Here is a 14,489-nt window from a genome sequence, read left to right as displayed (position 1 = left end):
TCATAAAAAATACACCCCCCCCCCCGCGCCGCCCCGCGCCCCCCCCCCCCCCCCACACCAAAAAAACACCCCACCCCCCACCCCCCCCCCGGGCGCCCGGCCCTCCCCCACCCCCCCCCCCCCGCGGCTGAGGGCACTACTCTTCGGTCGCGGGTCCGCTAGCGGACCGCTACCGCGCGCAGCCGGACCTCGGCGCGCCGCTCGGCGGCGGCGTCCTCGTCCGACTTGGCACGCTCCAGCGCGCGCTCGGCGCGCTGGGCGTCGATCTCGTCCGCCAGCTCGGCGATCTCCGCCAGCAGCGACAGCTTGTCGTCCGCGAAGGAGATGAAACCGCCGTGGACGGCGGCCACGACGGTGGCGCCCTCGCTCGTGCGGATGGTCACCGGGCCCGACTCCAGCACACCGAGCAGCGGCTGGTGACCGGGCATGACGCCGATGTCGCCGGAGGTGGTACGCGCGATGACCAGGGTGGCCTCGCCGGACCAGACACTCCGGTCCGCGGCGACCAGCTCGACATGCAGCTCAGCAGCCAAGGGTGGGCTCCTCGGTTCACCACCCGGCGGGCCGGCCGGGTGTTGGGTCAAAGTCTAGTAGGGCGCCCGGCACCGAAGTGCCGGAGCCCGCCCCCGGGGGGTGAATCCCGGGGGATGCAGCTAGGGGGCGTGTGGAGGAGGCGGGAACTGCTCCCGCCCCCTCCGGGTGAGCACGGGGCTCAGGAGACGCCGAGCTCCTTGGCGTTCTTCTTGAGGTCCTCGAGACCACCACACATGAAGAAGGCCTGCTCCGGGAAGTGGTCGAACTCGCCGTCGCAGATCGCGTTGAACGCGGCGATCGACTCGTCGAGCGGGACGTCCGAACCGTCCACACCGGTGAACTGCTTGGCGGCGTGGGTGTTCTGCGACAGGAAGCGCTCGACACGACGCGCACGGTGCACGACGAGCTTGTCCTCCTCGCTGAGCTCGTCGATACCGAGGATCGCGATGATGTCCTGGAGGTCCTTGTACTTCTGCAGGATGCCCTTGACGCGCATGGCGGCGTCGTAGTGGTCCTGCGCGATGTAGCGCGGGTCCAGGATCCGGGACGTGGAGTCCAGCGGGTCCACGGCCGGGTAGATGCCCTTCTCGGAGATCGGACGGGAGAGAACCGTCGTCGCGTCGAGGTGGGCGAAGGTGGTCGCCGGCGCCGGGTCGGTGAGGTCGTCGGCGGGGACGTAGATCGCCTGCATCGAGGTGATCGAGTGACCACGGGTCGAGGTGATGCGCTCCTGGAGGAGACCCATCTCGTCGGCCAGGTTCGGCTGGTAGCCCACCGCGGAGGGCATGCGGCCGAGCAGGGTCGACACCTCGGAACCGGCCTGGGTGAAGCGGAAGATGTTGTCGATGAAGAACAGCACGTCCTGCTTCTGCACATCGCGGAAGTACTCCGCCATGGTCAGACCGGCGAGGGCCACACGGAGACGGGTGCCCGGGGGCTCGTCCATCTGGCCGAAGACGAGGGCGGTCTTGTCGAGGACGCCCGAGTCCTCCATCTCCGCGATGAGGTCGTTGCCCTCACGCGTACGCTCACCGACACCGGCGAACACGGAAACACCCTCGTGCAGCTTCGCCACACGCATGATCATTTCCTGGATCAGAACGGTCTTGCCGACGCCGGCGCCACCGAACAGACCGATCTTTCCACCCTTGACGTACGGGGTGAGAAGGTCGACGACCTTCAGGCCGGTCTCGAACATCTCGGTCTTCGACTCGAGCTGGTCGAACGCCGGGGCCTTGCGGTGGATGGACCAGCGCTCGCCGACCTCGGACTCGGCCTCGGGCTCGTTCAGGATCTGACCGAGCGTGTTGAACACGCGGCCCTTGGTGACGTCGCCGACGGGCACCGTGATGCCGTCGCCGGTGTCGACCACGGGGGCCTGGCGGACCAGACCGTCGGTGGGCTGCATCGAGATGGTGCGGACCATGCCGTCACCGAGGTGCTGCGCGACCTCGAGGGTCAGCGTCTTGGTGCCCTCGCCGGCCGAGTCCGGAACCTCGACGTTCAGCGCGTTGTAGATCTCCGGCATCGCGTCGACGGGGAACTCCACGTCGACGACCGGGCCGATGACCCGGGCGACGCGGCCCGTGGCAGCGGCGGTCTCAACAGAGGTCGTCATTACTTGTCACTCCCCGCGGTCGCGTCGGCCAGGGCTGCGGAGCCACCGACGATCTCGCTGATTTCCTGGGTGATTTCGGCCTGTCGGGCCGCGTTGGCAAGTCGGGTCAGGCTGGTGATCAGCTCGCCCGCGTTGTCGGTCGCCGACTTCATCGCGCGCCGCGTCGCGGCGTGCTTCGACGCCGACGACTGGAGCAGCGCGTTGTAGATGCGGCTCTCGACGTAGCGCGGCAGGAGGGCGTCCAGGACGTCCTCCGCCGACGGCTCGAAGTCGTACAGCGGACGGAGCGTGTCCGTCTCGCCGGCCTCCTTCGCCACCTCGTCGAGGCTGAGGGGCAGCAGCCGGGCCTCGACCGCCGTCTGCGTCATCATCGAGACGAACTCGGTGTAGACGATGTGGAGCTCGTCCACACCACCCTCGGCCGTCGCCTTCTCGATCGCCTCGATCAGCGGCTCGCCGATCCGCTTGGCGTCCGCGTACGTCGGCTCGTCCGTGAAGCCCGCCCACGTGTCGGCCAGCTTGCGCTCACGGAAGTTGAAGTGCGCGATGCCACGACGGCCGACGACGTAGATGTCGACCGCCTTGCCCTCGCCCTCCAGCCGCTTGATGAGCTGCTCCGCCGCCTTGATGGCGTTGGAGTTGAAGGCGCCGGCCAGGCCGCGGTCGCTCGACAGGAGCAGAACCGCGGCGCGGGTCGGGTTCTCGGCCTCGGTGGTCAGCGGGTGCTTGTCGTTGGCACCCGTGGCCACCGCGGTCACCGCGCGGGTGAGCTCGGTGGCGTACGGGGTCGAGGACTGCACCTTGCGCTGAGCCTTGACCACGCGCGAGGCGGCGATCATCTCCATCGCCTTGGTGATCTTCTTCGTCGCGGTGACGGATTTGATGCGACGCTTGTAGACCCGGAGCTGCGCTCCCATGAGTCAGGTCCCTTCCGTCGTCACTTCGAGACGTTGACGGCGGCGGGAGCGGCAGCGTCCTCGCCGAGCAGCTTGCCGTCAGAGGTCTCGAACTGCTTCTTGAACTCCGCGATGGCGTCGGCCACGGCCGTCAGGGTGTCGTCCGACATCTTCTTGCCCTCACGGATGGAGGTCATGAGACCGGAGTGGTTCTGGCGGAGGTACGCCAGGAGCTCGGCCTCGAAGCGGCGGATGTCGGCGACCGGGACGTCGTCCATCTTGCCGGTGGTGCCGGCCCAGACGGAGACGACCTGGTTCTCGGTCGGCATCGGCTGGTACTGAGCCTGCTTGAGCAGCTCGACCATCCGCTGACCGCGCTCCAGCTGCGCCTTCGAGGCCGCGTCCAGGTCGGAACCGAAGGCGGCGAACGCCTCCAGCTCACGGAACTGGGCGAGGTCCACGCGGAGGCGACCGGCGATCTGCTTCATGGCCGGGTGCTGGGCGGAGCCACCGACACGGGAGACCGAGATACCGACGTTCAGGGCCGGGCGCTGGCCGGCGTTGAACAGGTCGGACTCCAGGAAGCACTGGCCGTCGGTGATGGAGATGACGTTGGTCGGGATGAACGCCGAGACGTCGTTGGCCTTGGTCTCGACGATCGGCAGACCGGTCATCGAGCCGGCACCCAGGTCGTCCGAGAGCTTGGCGCAACGCTCCAGGAGGCGGGAGTGCAGGTAGAAGACGTCACCCGGGTACGCCTCACGGCCCGGCGGGCGGCGCAGCAGCAGCGACACGGCGCGGTAGGCGTCGGCCTGCTTCGACAGGTCGTCGAAGACGATGAGGACGTGCTTGCCCTCGTACATCCAGTGCTGACCGATGGCCGAGCCGGTGTACGGGGCGAGGTACTTGAAGCCGGCCGGGTCGGACGCCGGGGCGGCGACGATCGTCGTGTACTCGAGCGCGCCGGCCTCCTCCAGGGCGCCGCGCACGGACGCGATGGTGGAGCCCTTCTGGCCGATGGCGACGTAGATGCAGCGGACCTGCTTGTTCACGTCGCCCGAGCGCCAGTTGTCGCGCTGGTTGATGATCGTGTCGACGGCCAGGGCGGTCTTGCCCGTCTGGCGGTCGCCGATGATCAGCTGACGCTGGCCGCGGCCGACCGGAGTCATGGCGTCGACGGCCTTGTAGCCGGTCTCCATGGGCTCGTGGACCGACTTACGGGCCATGACGCCCGGGGCCTGCAGCTCGAGGGCGCGGCGGCCCTCGGTCGCGATCTCGCCGAGACCGTCGATCGGGTTGCCGAGCGGGTCGACGACGCGACCCAGGTATCCCTCACCGACGCCGACGGAGAGGACCTCGCCGGTGCGCTGCACCGACTGCCCCTCCTCGATGCCGCTGAACTCGCCGAGGACGATCGCGCCGATCTCGCGCTCTTCGAGGTTCAGCGCGAGGCCGAGGGTGCCGTCCTCGAACTTCAGCAGCTCGTTCGCCATGGCCGAGGGAAGACCCTCGACCTTCGCGATGCCGTCGCCGGCCAGGCTGACCGTGCCGACCTCCTCGCGCGAGGCCGCGTCCGGCTGGTACGACTGGACGAAGGTCTCCAGTGCGTCCCGGATCTCCTCCGGCCGGATCGTGAGCTCCGCCATCTGGGTTCCCTGCTCTCCTTGTTGGGCCCGAAGTTTCTTAAGGGGTCTGGGGGCCGACCCCCAGGAATCTTCTGCAATCTCTGCACGGCCCAACCGGGCCGCTGTGATGCGTGTTGTGTTGCCGGCGGCTGCTGCCGTCAGCCGGCCAGCCGCCGCTTCGCCTCGCCGAGGCGCTCGGAGACCGTGCCGTCGATGACCTCGTCACCGACTCGCACCGAGATCCCGCCGAGGACCGCGGGGTCCACGTCCAGGTTCAGGTGCATCTCGCGGCCGTACAGCTTCGCGAGGACGCCTCCGAGGCGCTGCTTCTGCTGATCGGTCAGCGGGACCGCCGAGGTGACGACGGCGACCATCCGGTCCCGGCGCGCCGCGGCGAGCTTGGACAGGGACTCGAGTCCCGCTTCCAGGCTACGTCCCCGGGGCTGGGTCACCAGACGGACGACCAGACGCTCGGTGGTCGTGTGGGCCTTCCCGCCGAGCAGGCTGCGGAGCAGCTCGCCCTTGGCGGCGGTCTTGGCGGTCTTGTCCGTCAGCGCCGAGCGGAGCTCGGTGCTGGAGGACACGATCCGGCCGAACCGGAACAGCTCGTCCTCGACGTCGTCGAGCGTTCCCGCCTTCTGGGCCGCGGTGAGGTCGGCGGTGTTCGCCAGCTCCTCGACCGAGTCGACCAGGTCGCGCGAGCGCGACCAGCGGGACCGGACCATGCCGGAGACCAGATCGACGGTCTCCCCGCCCACCTGACCGTTCAGGAGTCGCTGCGCGAGCTCGGCCTTGGCCTCACCCGACTGCGCGGGGTCGGTCAGGACCCGGCGCAGCGACACCTCGCGGTCGAGCAGGACGGTGACTGCGGCCAGCTCGTCCGCCAGCTTCGCCGCGTCGACCGAGGTGTTGTCGGTCAGCGCGTCGAGGGACTCGCGGGCGGCGGCCAGTGCCTCACGGCTCGCTCCGTTCATCGGACGGCCTCAGCCTTCTCCTCGAGCTCGTCGAGGAAGCGGTCGATCGTGCGGCTCTGGCGGGCGGCGTCCTCGAGGGACTCGCCGACCAGCTTGCCGGCCAGGTCGGTGGCGAGCTTGCCGACGTCCTGGCGCAGCGAGGCGGCCGCGGCCTTGCGGTCGGCCTCGATCTGCGTGTGACCGGCGGCGATGATCTCCTCGCGCTGGCGCTGGCCCTCCGCCTTCATCTCCTGGATGATCGCGGTGCCCTGCTCCGTCGCCTCCTGGCGGAGACGCGCGGCCTCGTGGCGGGCCTCGGCAAGCTGTGCCTTGTACTGCTCCAGCACACTCTGAGCCTCGATCTGGGCCGACTCGGCCTTCTCGATGCCACCCTCGATGGCCTCGCGGCGCTCGACCAGAACCTTGTTGATGTTCGGGAGGAGCTTCTTGGCGAGGAAGCCGAAGACGATGACGAAGGCGATCAGGCCGATGACGAGCTCGTCAAGATGCGGGATGAGGGGGGGCTGGGGCTCCCCCTCGGCCGCAAGAAGCAGAGCGTTCACATCAGTGCCTTCCGTGAAAATGTGGCTGTCGTCGAGAAGCAGGCTTAGTAGACGAAGCCCATGACGATGCCGATGAGGGCGAGCGCCTCACAGAAGGCGAAACCCATGATCTGGTTGGTGCGGATCAGGCCGGCCGCCTCGGGCTGGCGGGCGAGGGCCTGGGTGCCGTTACCGAAGATGATGCCGACGCCGACGCCGGGGCCGATCGCGGCGAGGCCGTAACCGATGGCGGCGACGTTGCCTTCGACAGCAGCAAGGGTCTGGAGAGCGGACATGCCGGTTCTTCCTTCTCTTTCAAGGACCCGGTGGGGGTTGGCCACCGGAGACTGCGGGGTGGGTGGTGGAGCTGGTCCGTGGCAGGGGGCTCAGTGGTGCTCGGAGAGCGCGCCCTGGATGTAGCTGCAGGCCAGGAGGACGAAGACGTACGCCTGGACGGCCTGGATGAAGAGCTCGAAGGCGGTCATCACGATGACCATCACGAAGGACGTGGCGGCGTAGACGACGCCGATGCCGTTGAGCAGGTACCAGGAGGCCAGCGAGAACATCACGATGAGCAGGTGACCGGCGAACATGTTCGCGAACAGTCGGACCGCGTGCGTGAAGGGGCGGATGATCAGGTTCGAGAAGAACTCGAGGACGACGACCAGCGGGAGGATCGCGCCGAGCGACTTGTCGTAACCGGTGATGTTCTTCCAGGCGCCGACGAAGCCGTGCTTCTTGAAGGTCAGCGAGACCCAGACGACGTACACGATCAGCGCGAGGGCCGCCGGGAAGGCGATCAGCGAGGTGACCGGGAACTGGGCGAGCGGGATGATCGACCAGAGGTTCATCATCCAGACGAGGAAGAACATCGAGACCATGAAGGGGACGTACTTCTCGCCGTCCTTCTTGCCGATGATCTCGTAGACGATGCCGCGGCGCACGAAGTCGTAACCGGCCTCGCCGACCATCTGCATCTTGCCGGGGACCAGCTTCGGCTTGCGGAAGGCCGCCCAGAAGAAACCGACCACCACGACCGAGCTCAGGACCGCGAGCAGCATGGGCTTGGTCAGCTCGAAGCTGCCCCACGTCGCGATCGGCTCGTAGATGAACGTGTGCAGGCCCGGAGCCGGGAAGCCACATCCGGTGAAGATGTGGCAATCCGGGTCGAAGGCAAGCGTCTGGTCAGCACTCACCGCGGGCTCCTTCAGCGTGGCGCATAGGTACGGCAACCTCGTTGTGTCGGCGCGGCGCGCAGCCGCGGGTCGGCACTGGACTGGTCTTACGGATAAGGGGGCGGCGGTTCGGCATCGAGCCTCGCGCTGGGACAGGCGCCTCTTCGGATGCCCGCGCCCGCAGTGCCGCAGTTGGCACCGGACGATAGCAGGAAGCAGAACGCGTCTTTATACCGGCCCTACCCCTCACGGCTTCGAACCCGTTTTCTCGGGCTCGACGTACGCGATCTTGGCCTTCATGTAGGCACGGGCCTGGGCCGCGACCCACACCACGGTCGCCGCGAGCAGCGTGAAGGCGAAGGCCTTGAAGTCGAACACCGTGGTGCCCTTCAGCAAGGCCAGGAAGACGAAGAGAACCAGCAGCTGGGTCGTGTAGAGCAAGAGCCCCATGGCCTGGAACAGCTGCGGAAGTTTCTTTGCCGTCCGCTGGAGCACCAGCATCCCGATGCCCATGAAGAGGAGCACGACCAGGGTGCCGAGCACGGCGCCGATCGCCCCCTTCCCGCCGGCGACGATCCCGCTGACGACCGTGGCGATGGCGCCGACGGCGGCAGTGGGTACGACGGCCGAGAGAAGAAGGCGTGCGTCGGTGGAAGGCATGGCGGTGTCTCCGCTTGCTGGAGGGGGCGATGGTGTCGTCAGGGACGAGCGTATGCCCGGTCCGAGGTGGGTCTCGGGGCCAACAGACCGTCGCACTACGGTCTTTCGGCACTGTCGCCGGGTCTCGTGAACCGTATCACAAACTATTTGAATAGGTCTTTACTCATGGGTGTGCCAACTGTCACACATGAGGGCTACATCGCGCGGTTGTGCGCGACAGCGAGGTGGCTTGTCTGGTATTGGGCGCCACTGCGGCTTTCGGTCCAGCGTCCTTGACGCCGCGTCAACTCGGCGTTCCGGCCTTCCGCCGGTCGGAGAAGCGCGAGCGGTGACCGATGGCCGTCGAGCCGTGCAGCCCGGCCGGCACCGGAACCCGCTCGTCCGCCGCCGCCTCGTGCTCCGGCTCCGGCTCGGGGGCCGGCTTGCGGCGCCGGTACCGCGGCGGGACGACGGCCTCCGCCCAGCGGGGCGCCCGCGGCGAGAAGCGCGGCAGCAGGAGCAGCACCAGACCGATGGCGCTCAGCACGGTGATGACCAGCACGATCCACATCGACGTCGAGTGCACCGAGTACGCGAGCGTGCCGAAGGCGATCAGCGCCGACCAGAAGTACATGATCAGCACCGCCCGGCTGTGCGAGTGGCCGATCTCCAGGAGCCGGTGGTGCAGGTGGCCGCGGTCGGCGGCGAAGGGCGACTGACCCTTCCAGGTGCGCCGCACGATCGCCAGGACCAGGTCGGTCATCGGGATCGCGATGATGGTCAGCGGCAGGATCAGCGGGATGAAGACCGGCAGGGCCGCGTGGGTCGCCTCCCGGGTCGAGCCCTCGAAGATCTTCAGGGTGTCGGGGTCCACCTGGCCGGTGATCGAGATGGCGGACGCCGCCAGGATCAGGCCGATCAGCATCGAGCCGGAGTCGCCCATGAAGATCCGCGCCGGGTGCATGTTGTGCGGCAGGAAGCCCAGGCACATGCCCATGAGGATCGCGGCGAAGAGGGTCGCGGGGGCCGCCGCCTCGATCGTGTAGCCGTACCAGAGCCGGTACGCGTACAGGAAGAAGGCGCCGGTGGCGATGCAGACCATGCCGGCGGCGAGGCCGTCGAGGCCGTCCACGAAGTTCACCGCGTTGATCGTGAGGACCACCAGGGCGACCGTCAGGAGCGTGCCCTGCCACTGGGTCAGCGCGACCGTCCCGACGCCGGGGATCGGCAGCCACAGGATCGTCAGGCCCTGCGCCACCATGACGCCGGCCGAGATCATCTGGGCGCCCAGCTTGATCAGCGCGTCCAGCTCGAACTTGTCGTCCAGGACACCGATCAGCCAGATCAGCGCGGCGCCGGAGAGCAGCGCCCGCGGCTCGTTCGACTGGTCGAAGACGCTGTTGAGGTTCTGGAGGTGGTCCGCGACGAGCAGGCCCGCGCAGAGCCCGAAGAACATGGCGATGCCACCGAGCCGCGGAGTCGGTTCTCGGTGTACGTCACGCGCGCGGATCTCCGGCATCGCGCCGGTCGCGATGGCGAACTTCCGCACCGGACCGGTCAGCAGATAGGTCACCGCGGCCGTGACACAGAGCGTCAGCAGGTAATCACGCACGGGCTGTCCCCACAGGAATCGCTGGCCATCTCAGCCCCACACCCTAGCCGTGCCGTCCATGTGGTTGGAGACATCGGGGGCCGCGGAACGGTTGCGGCCGTCCCCGGCTCACCGTCCATACGGGGGAAAACTCCTGGTCAGCTCCCGTACCTCGGCCCGTACCCGAGCCGTCTCCTCCGGTTCATCGCGCAGCGCCGCGGTGAACAGGGCGGCGATCCTGGCCATCTCCGGGGCGCCCATCCCCTGGGTGGTGACCGCGGCGGTGCCGAGCCGGATCCCGCGCCCGTCGCCGTACGGAAGGGCGCAGGTGTCCAGGACCACGCCGGCCGCGGAGAGCCGGGCCCGGGCGGTGCGGCCGTCGACGCCGAGCGGGGAGGGGTCGGCGGTGATGAGGTGGGTGTCGGTGCCGCCGGTGGTCAGCGCGAAGCCCTCGGCGGAGAGCGCGGCCGCCAGCACGCGCGCGTGGTCGACCACCCGATGGGCGTACGCGGTGAACGCCGGAGTGGACGCCTCCCCCAGGGCCACCGCCTTCGCAGCGATGGTGTGCATCTGGGCGCCGCCCTGGGTGAACGGGAAGACCGCCCGGTCCACCCGCTCGGCCAGCTCCGCCGTGCACAGCAGCATCCCGCCGCGCGGGCCGCGCAGCACCTTGTGAGTGGTGGCGCAGACGACGTCGGCGTACGGGACCGGGTTCGGCGCCGCTCCCCCGGCGACCAGCCCGATGGGGTGGGCGGCGTCGGCGATCAGATAGGCGCCGACCTCGTCGGCGACGGCCCGGAAGAGCGCGTAGTCGGGGTGGCGGGGGTACGAGATCGAGCCGCAGACGATCGCCTTCGGCCGGTGGTGGCGGGCGAGCGCGGCGAGCTGCTCGTAGTCGATGAGCCCGGTCTCGGGGTCGACGCCGTACGGGACGAAGTCGAACCAGCGGCCGGAGAAGTTCGCCGGCGAACCGTGGGTGAGGTGCCCGCCCTGGTCCAGGCCCATGGCGAGGACCGTGTCACCGGGCCTGAGAAGGGCCGCGTACGCCGCCAGGACGGCCGAGGAGCCGGAGTGGGACTGGAGGTTCGCGTGATCCGCTCCGAAGAGCGCGGTGGCCCGTTCCACGGCGATCCGCTCGGCGGCGTCGGCATACTCGCAGCCGCCGTGGTGCCGGGCGCCGGGATACCCCTCGGCGTACTTGTTCGCGAGCGCCGACCCCAGCGTCGCGAGCACCGCCGGCGAGGTGAAGTTCTCCGCCGCGATCAGCTGCAGCGTCTCGGCCTGCCGCCGCGCCTCCCCGAGCAGCACGTCGGCGATCTCCGGGTCCTGCCGCCGCAGGACGTCGAGGACCTCTTCTGATGGCGCGCTGACGGACATGGCTGACTCCGTGCCTGGAGGGACGTAGCACCAATGTAGGCGCGGCCTCCCCCGCCCGCCCCCGGAACCGGTCCCACCGACGCGCGCCTCACCGCGCCGACGTCAGCGCCGGGTCGGGACGCCCGTCAGGGCGGTGACGACGGGGTCCAGGGCCTCCTGGATCTCGTCGCCGATGGAGCGGAAGACGGTGATGGGGGCGCCGTAGGGGTCGTTGACCTCGTCCGCTTCGGCGGACGGGGCCAGGAGCCACCCGCGTAGAGCGGCGGCCGCGCGGACCAGGGCGCGTGCGCGTTCGACCACGCCGTCGCGCGGGTCCGGGAGGGTGGCGGGGTCGATGGCGCGGACCAGCCGGGTGAACTCCTTCAGGGTGAAGGTGCGCAGGCCGGCCGAGTGGCCCATCGAGATGACCTGCGCGCGGTGGTCGCGGGTCGCGGTGAGGACGAGGTCGGCGCGGATGACGTGCTCGTCGAGGAGTTCGCGCCCGACGAAGCCGCTGTGGTCGGCGCCGAAGTCGGCGAGGACCAGCTCCGCGTTGGTCTCCATGGGGGCGCCCTCGTGGCCCCAGGTGCCGGCGCTCTCCACGATGAGGCCCCGGCCGAGCCCGTCGCCGAGCCGCTGGAGCAGGGCGTGGCGGGTCAGCCGCTCGGTGATGGGCGAGCGGCAGACGTTGCCGGTGCTGACGTGGAGGATGCGGAAGGTGCCGACGTGCTGCTCGTACCCCGCTATGCCACGCCCCTCAGGGGCGGTCAACTGGCCACCTCGAGGTCGGGTACGACCTTGCGGAGCTCCTCCGGTGACAGCGCGCCCTCGCGCAGCAGCACCGGGACCTTGCCCGTGACGTCGACGATGGAGGAGGGGACGATGCCGGGCGTCGGACCGCCGTCGAGGTAGACGGAGACCGCGTCGCCGAGCATCTGCTGGGCCGCGTCGCAGTCCTCCGGCGCGGGGTGCCCGGTGACGTTGGCCGAGGAGACGGCCATCGGGCCGACCTCGGTGAGCAGCTCGATGGCGACCGGGTGCAGCGGCATGCGGATGGCGACGGTGCCGCGGGTGTCGCCGAGGTCCCACATGAGGGACGGCTGGTGGCGGGCGACGAGGGTGAGCGGGCCGGGCCAGAAGGCGTCGACGAGCTCCCACGCCTGCTCGGAGAAGTCGGTGACCAGGCCGTGCAGGGTGTTCGGGGAGCCGATGAGGACGGGCGTGGGCATGGTGCGGCCCCGGCCCTTGGCGGTGAGCAGGTCCGCGACGGCCTCGCCGGAGAAGGCGTCCGCGCCGAGTCCGTACACGGTGTCGGTGGGGAGCACGACGAGCTCGCCGCGGCGCACGGCCGACGCGGCTTCGCGCAGGCCGGTCGCGCGGTCGGTCGCCTCGTTGCAGTCGTATCGGCGTGCCATCAGTCGCGCTCCTCCTCAGTCGTGGTGGTGCGGTGCCGGCTCATGGCATCGCCTTGCGGGCGGTCGCGAAGCGCGGCCGGTTGTTGAGGTCGGGGTGGTCGGCGGCGTCCGCCCAGCCGGCCTCCTCGTTGAAGATCCACGGCACCTGGCCGCCCTGGGTGTCGGCGTGCTCGATGACGACGAGGCCGCCGGGGCGGAGCAGCCGGTGCGCGGTGCGCTCGATGCCGCGGATGGTGTCGAGGCCGTCCTCGCCGGAGAAGAGGGCCATCTCGGGGTCGTGGTCGCGGGCCTCGGGGGCGACGTACTCCCACTCGGTGAGCGGGATGTACGGCGGGTTGGAGATGACCAGGTCGACCTGGCCGTTCAGCTCCGGGAGCGCGGTGAGCGCGTCGCCCTGGTGGACGGTGACGCGGGAGCCCTCGGCGTTCTTCCGGGTCCAGACGAGCGCGTCGTCGGAGAGCTCGACGGCGTGGACGCGGGAGCGCGGCACCTCCTGGGCCATGGCGAGGGCGATGGCGCCGGAGCCGGTGCAGAGGTCGACGATGAGCGGCTCGACGACGTCCATGGCGCGCACGGCGTCTATGGCCCAGCCGACCACGGACTCGGTCTCCGGGCGGGGCACGAAGACGCCGGGGCCGACCTGGAGCTCCAGGTAGCGGAAGAACGCCCGGCCGGTGATGTGCTGGAGCGGTTCGCGCGCCTCGCGGCGGGCGATGGCCTCCCAGTAGCGGGCGTCGAAGTCGGCGTCCTTGACGTTGTGCAGCTCCCCCCGCTTGACGCCGTGCACGAACGCGGCGAGCTCCTCGGCGTCGAAACGCGGTGAGGGAACGCCGGCGTCGGCCAGCCGCTGGGTGGCCTGGGCCACCTCGGCGAGCAGCAGGTTCACGCGGTCCTCCGTGGTGCGGGGTGGGGCTGGGGAACGGCCTTGCTCAGGTCGCGGCGAGCTTCGCCGCCGAGTCGGCGTCGACGCACGCCTGGATGACGGCGTCGAGCTCGCCGTCGAGGACCTGGTCGAGGTTGTACGCCTTGAAGCCGACGCGGTGGTCGGAGATGCGGTTCTCCGGGAAGTTGTACGTGCGGATCTTCTCGGAGCGGTCGACCGTGCGGACCTGGCTGCGGCGGGCGTCGGCGGCCTCGGCCTCGGCCTTCTCCTGGGCGGCGGCGAGGAGCCGGGAGCGCAGGATGCGCATGGCCTGCTCCTTGTTCTGGAGCTGGCTCTTCTCGTTCTGGCAGGAGGCGACGATGCCGGTCGGCAGGTGGGTGATGCGGACCGCGGAGTCGGTGGTGTTGACCGACTGGCCGCCGGGGCCGGAGGAGCGGTAGACGTCGATGCGCAGGTCGTTGGCGTGGATCTCGACGTCGACCTCCTCGGCCTCGGGCGTGACGAGCACGCCGGCGGCGGAGGTGTGGATGCGGCCCTGGGACTCGGTGGCGGGCACGCGCTGCACGCGGTGGACGCCGCCCTCGTACTTGAGGCGGGCCCAGACGCCCTGGCCGGGCTCGGTGGCACCGTTGCCGCCCTTGGTCTTCACCGCGACCTGGACGTCCTTGTAGCCGCCGAGCTCGGACTCGGTGGCGTCGATGATCTCGGTCTTCCAGCCGACGCGCTCGGCGTAGCGGAGGTACATCCGGAGCAGGTCTCCGGCGAAGAGGGCGGACTCGTCGCCGCCGGCGCCGGCCTTGATCTCCAGGATGACGTCCTTGTCGTCGCTGGGGTCGCGCGGGATCAGCAGGAGGCGGAGCTTCTCGGTGAGCTCCTCGCGCTGCTTCTCCAGCTCCTTGACCTCGGCGGCGAAGTCGGGGTCGTCGTGCGCGAACTCGCGCGCGGTCTCGATGTCGTCCCCGGTCTGCTTCCAGGAGCGGTACGTGCCGACGATCGGGGTCAGCTCGGCGTAGCGCTTGTTCAGCTTGCGCGCGTTGGCCTGGTCGGCGTGGACCGACGGGTCGGCGAGCTTCTTCTCGAGGTCGGCGTGCTCGCCGACCAGTTCCTCGACGGCCTCGAACATCTTCGGGCTCCTGGTTTCGTCAGTTGCTACAGGGACGCCAAAGCGGGGGGGCCCGGGGGGCCGCCCCCGGGGGGGGGGGGGGGCACGGCGGGGGGGGGGTGGGGGATTTTGGGGTGGTGGGGGGGGGGCTGAGAGGGAG

15 protein-coding genes are annotated in these 14,489 nt (G+C 69.8%); all 15 read right to left on the bottom strand.

Annotated features, from left to right (window positions below):
* Positions 1-158: 158 nt before the first annotated feature.
* The 15 genes from ACFW1I_RS12255 to prfA all read right to left on the bottom strand — a co-directional run bounded on the left by ACFW1I_RS12255 (position 159) and on the right by prfA (position 14,350).
* On the bottom strand, positions 159-533 hold the full coding sequence (locus ACFW1I_RS12255) for a F0F1 ATP synthase subunit epsilon (RefSeq protein ID WP_031006240.1): 375 nt from the start codon (positions 531-533) through the stop codon (positions 159-161).
* Between the two features lie 179 nt (positions 534-712).
* Positions 713-2,152 (bottom strand): F0F1 ATP synthase subunit beta, encoded by a 1,440-nt coding sequence (gene atpD / locus ACFW1I_RS12250; protein ID WP_031006242.1) that lies wholly within the window; start codon positions 2,150-2,152, stop codon positions 713-715.
* Positions 2,152-3,069 carry a F0F1 ATP synthase subunit gamma gene (locus ACFW1I_RS12245; protein WP_319009566.1) on the bottom strand — a complete coding sequence of 306 codons (918 nt, stop codon included), beginning with the start codon at positions 3,067-3,069 and terminating at the stop codon, positions 2,152-2,154. The genes atpD and ACFW1I_RS12245 overlap by 1 nt, the downstream gene beginning before the upstream one ends.
* Before the next feature lie 20 nt (positions 3,070-3,089).
* A complete protein-coding gene (atpA, locus tag ACFW1I_RS12240) occupies positions 3,090-4,694 on the bottom strand; it encodes a F0F1 ATP synthase subunit alpha (protein ID WP_384669098.1) in 1,605 nt (534 codons plus the stop codon).
* Between the two features lie 137 nt (positions 4,695-4,831).
* Positions 4,832-5,647 (bottom strand): F0F1 ATP synthase subunit delta, encoded by an 816-nt coding sequence (locus ACFW1I_RS12235; protein WP_384669097.1) that lies wholly within the window; start codon positions 5,645-5,647, stop codon positions 4,832-4,834.
* A complete protein-coding gene (locus tag ACFW1I_RS12230) occupies positions 5,644-6,189 on the bottom strand; it encodes a F0F1 ATP synthase subunit B (protein WP_384669096.1) in 546 nt (181 codons plus the stop codon). The genes ACFW1I_RS12235 and ACFW1I_RS12230 overlap by 4 nt, the downstream gene beginning before the upstream one ends.
* 44 nt (positions 6,190-6,233) lie before the next feature.
* Positions 6,234-6,464, bottom strand: coding sequence for an ATP synthase F0 subunit C (atpE, locus tag ACFW1I_RS12225; RefSeq protein WP_006346597.1), 231 nt, complete (start codon positions 6,462-6,464; stop codon positions 6,234-6,236).
* Between the two features lie 90 nt (positions 6,465-6,554).
* Entirely contained in the window at positions 6,555-7,364 is an 810-nt protein-coding gene (gene atpB, locus ACFW1I_RS12220; RefSeq protein WP_384669095.1) for a F0F1 ATP synthase subunit A, read from the bottom strand.
* A gap of 225 nt (positions 7,365-7,589) precedes the next feature.
* Positions 7,590-8,003 carry a hypothetical protein gene (locus ACFW1I_RS12215; protein WP_384669094.1) on the bottom strand — a complete coding sequence of 138 codons (414 nt, stop codon included), beginning with the start codon at positions 8,001-8,003 and terminating at the stop codon, positions 7,590-7,592.
* 283 nt (positions 8,004-8,286) lie between these two features.
* Positions 8,287-9,594, bottom strand: coding sequence for an MraY family glycosyltransferase (locus ACFW1I_RS12210; RefSeq protein ID WP_384669093.1), 1,308 nt, complete (start codon positions 9,592-9,594; stop codon positions 8,287-8,289).
* 108 nt (positions 9,595-9,702) lie between these two features.
* On the bottom strand, positions 9,703-10,950 hold the full coding sequence (gene glyA / locus ACFW1I_RS12205) for a serine hydroxymethyltransferase (protein ID WP_384669091.1): 1,248 nt from the start codon (positions 10,948-10,950) through the stop codon (positions 9,703-9,705).
* 102 nt (positions 10,951-11,052) lie between these two features.
* Complete coding sequence (locus ACFW1I_RS12200; RefSeq protein WP_384669090.1) at positions 11,053-11,700, bottom strand: protein-tyrosine-phosphatase; 648 nt, start codon at positions 11,698-11,700, stop codon at positions 11,053-11,055.
* Positions 11,697-12,344: an L-threonylcarbamoyladenylate synthase gene (locus ACFW1I_RS12195; RefSeq protein ID WP_384669089.1), complete on the bottom strand. Its 648-nt coding sequence runs from the start codon at positions 12,342-12,344 to the stop codon at positions 11,697-11,699. The genes ACFW1I_RS12200 and ACFW1I_RS12195 overlap by 4 nt, the downstream gene beginning before the upstream one ends.
* 40 nt (positions 12,345-12,384) lie before the next feature.
* Positions 12,385-13,230: a peptide chain release factor N(5)-glutamine methyltransferase gene (gene prmC / locus ACFW1I_RS12190; RefSeq protein WP_189847941.1), complete on the bottom strand. Its 846-nt coding sequence runs from the start codon at positions 13,228-13,230 to the stop codon at positions 12,385-12,387.
* A 43-nt stretch (positions 13,231-13,273) separates the two neighbouring features.
* Entirely contained in the window at positions 13,274-14,350 is a 1,077-nt protein-coding gene (prfA, locus tag ACFW1I_RS12185; protein WP_031006268.1) for a peptide chain release factor 1, read from the bottom strand.
* Between the last annotated feature and the right edge of the window lie 139 nt (positions 14,351-14,489).

The sequence above is a fragment of the Streptomyces sp. NPDC058955 genome, from assembly GCF_042741435.1.
Lineage (GTDB): Bacteria > Actinomycetota > Actinomycetes > Streptomycetales > Streptomycetaceae > Streptomyces.
This window is presented reverse-complemented; position numbering and strand designations above follow the sequence as displayed.

What these genes read in the sequence shown, in the direction of transcription:
- prfA (WP_031006268.1), bottom strand. Translation starts at nt 14,350, where the DNA reads ATGTTCGAGGCCGTCGAGGAACTGGTCGGCGAGCACGCCGACCTCGAG.
- atpA (WP_384669098.1), bottom strand. Translation starts at nt 4,694, where the DNA reads ATGGCGGAGCTCACGATCCGGCCGGAGGAGATCCGGGACGCACTGGAG.
- ACFW1I_RS12245 (WP_319009566.1), bottom strand. Translation starts at nt 3,069, where the DNA reads ATGGGAGCGCAGCTCCGGGTCTACAAGCGTCGCATCAAATCCGTCACC.
- atpD (WP_031006242.1), bottom strand. Translation starts at nt 2,152, where the DNA reads ATGACGACCTCTGTTGAGACCGCCGCTGCCACGGGCCGCGTCGCCCGG.
- ACFW1I_RS12215 (WP_384669094.1), bottom strand. Translation starts at nt 8,003, where the DNA reads ATGCCTTCCACCGACGCACGCCTTCTTCTCTCGGCCGTCGTACCCACT.
- ACFW1I_RS12235 (WP_384669097.1), bottom strand. Translation starts at nt 5,647, where the DNA reads ATGAACGGAGCGAGCCGTGAGGCACTGGCCGCCGCCCGCGAGTCCCTC.
- glyA (WP_384669091.1), bottom strand. Translation starts at nt 10,950, where the DNA reads ATGTCCGTCAGCGCGCCATCAGAAGAGGTCCTCGACGTCCTGCGGCGG.
- atpE (WP_006346597.1), bottom strand. Translation starts at nt 6,464, where the DNA reads ATGTCCGCTCTCCAGACCCTTGCTGCTGTCGAAGGCAACGTCGCCGCC.
- ACFW1I_RS12195 (WP_384669089.1), bottom strand. Translation starts at nt 12,344, where the DNA reads ATGGCACGCCGATACGACTGCAACGAGGCGACCGACCGCGCGACCGGC.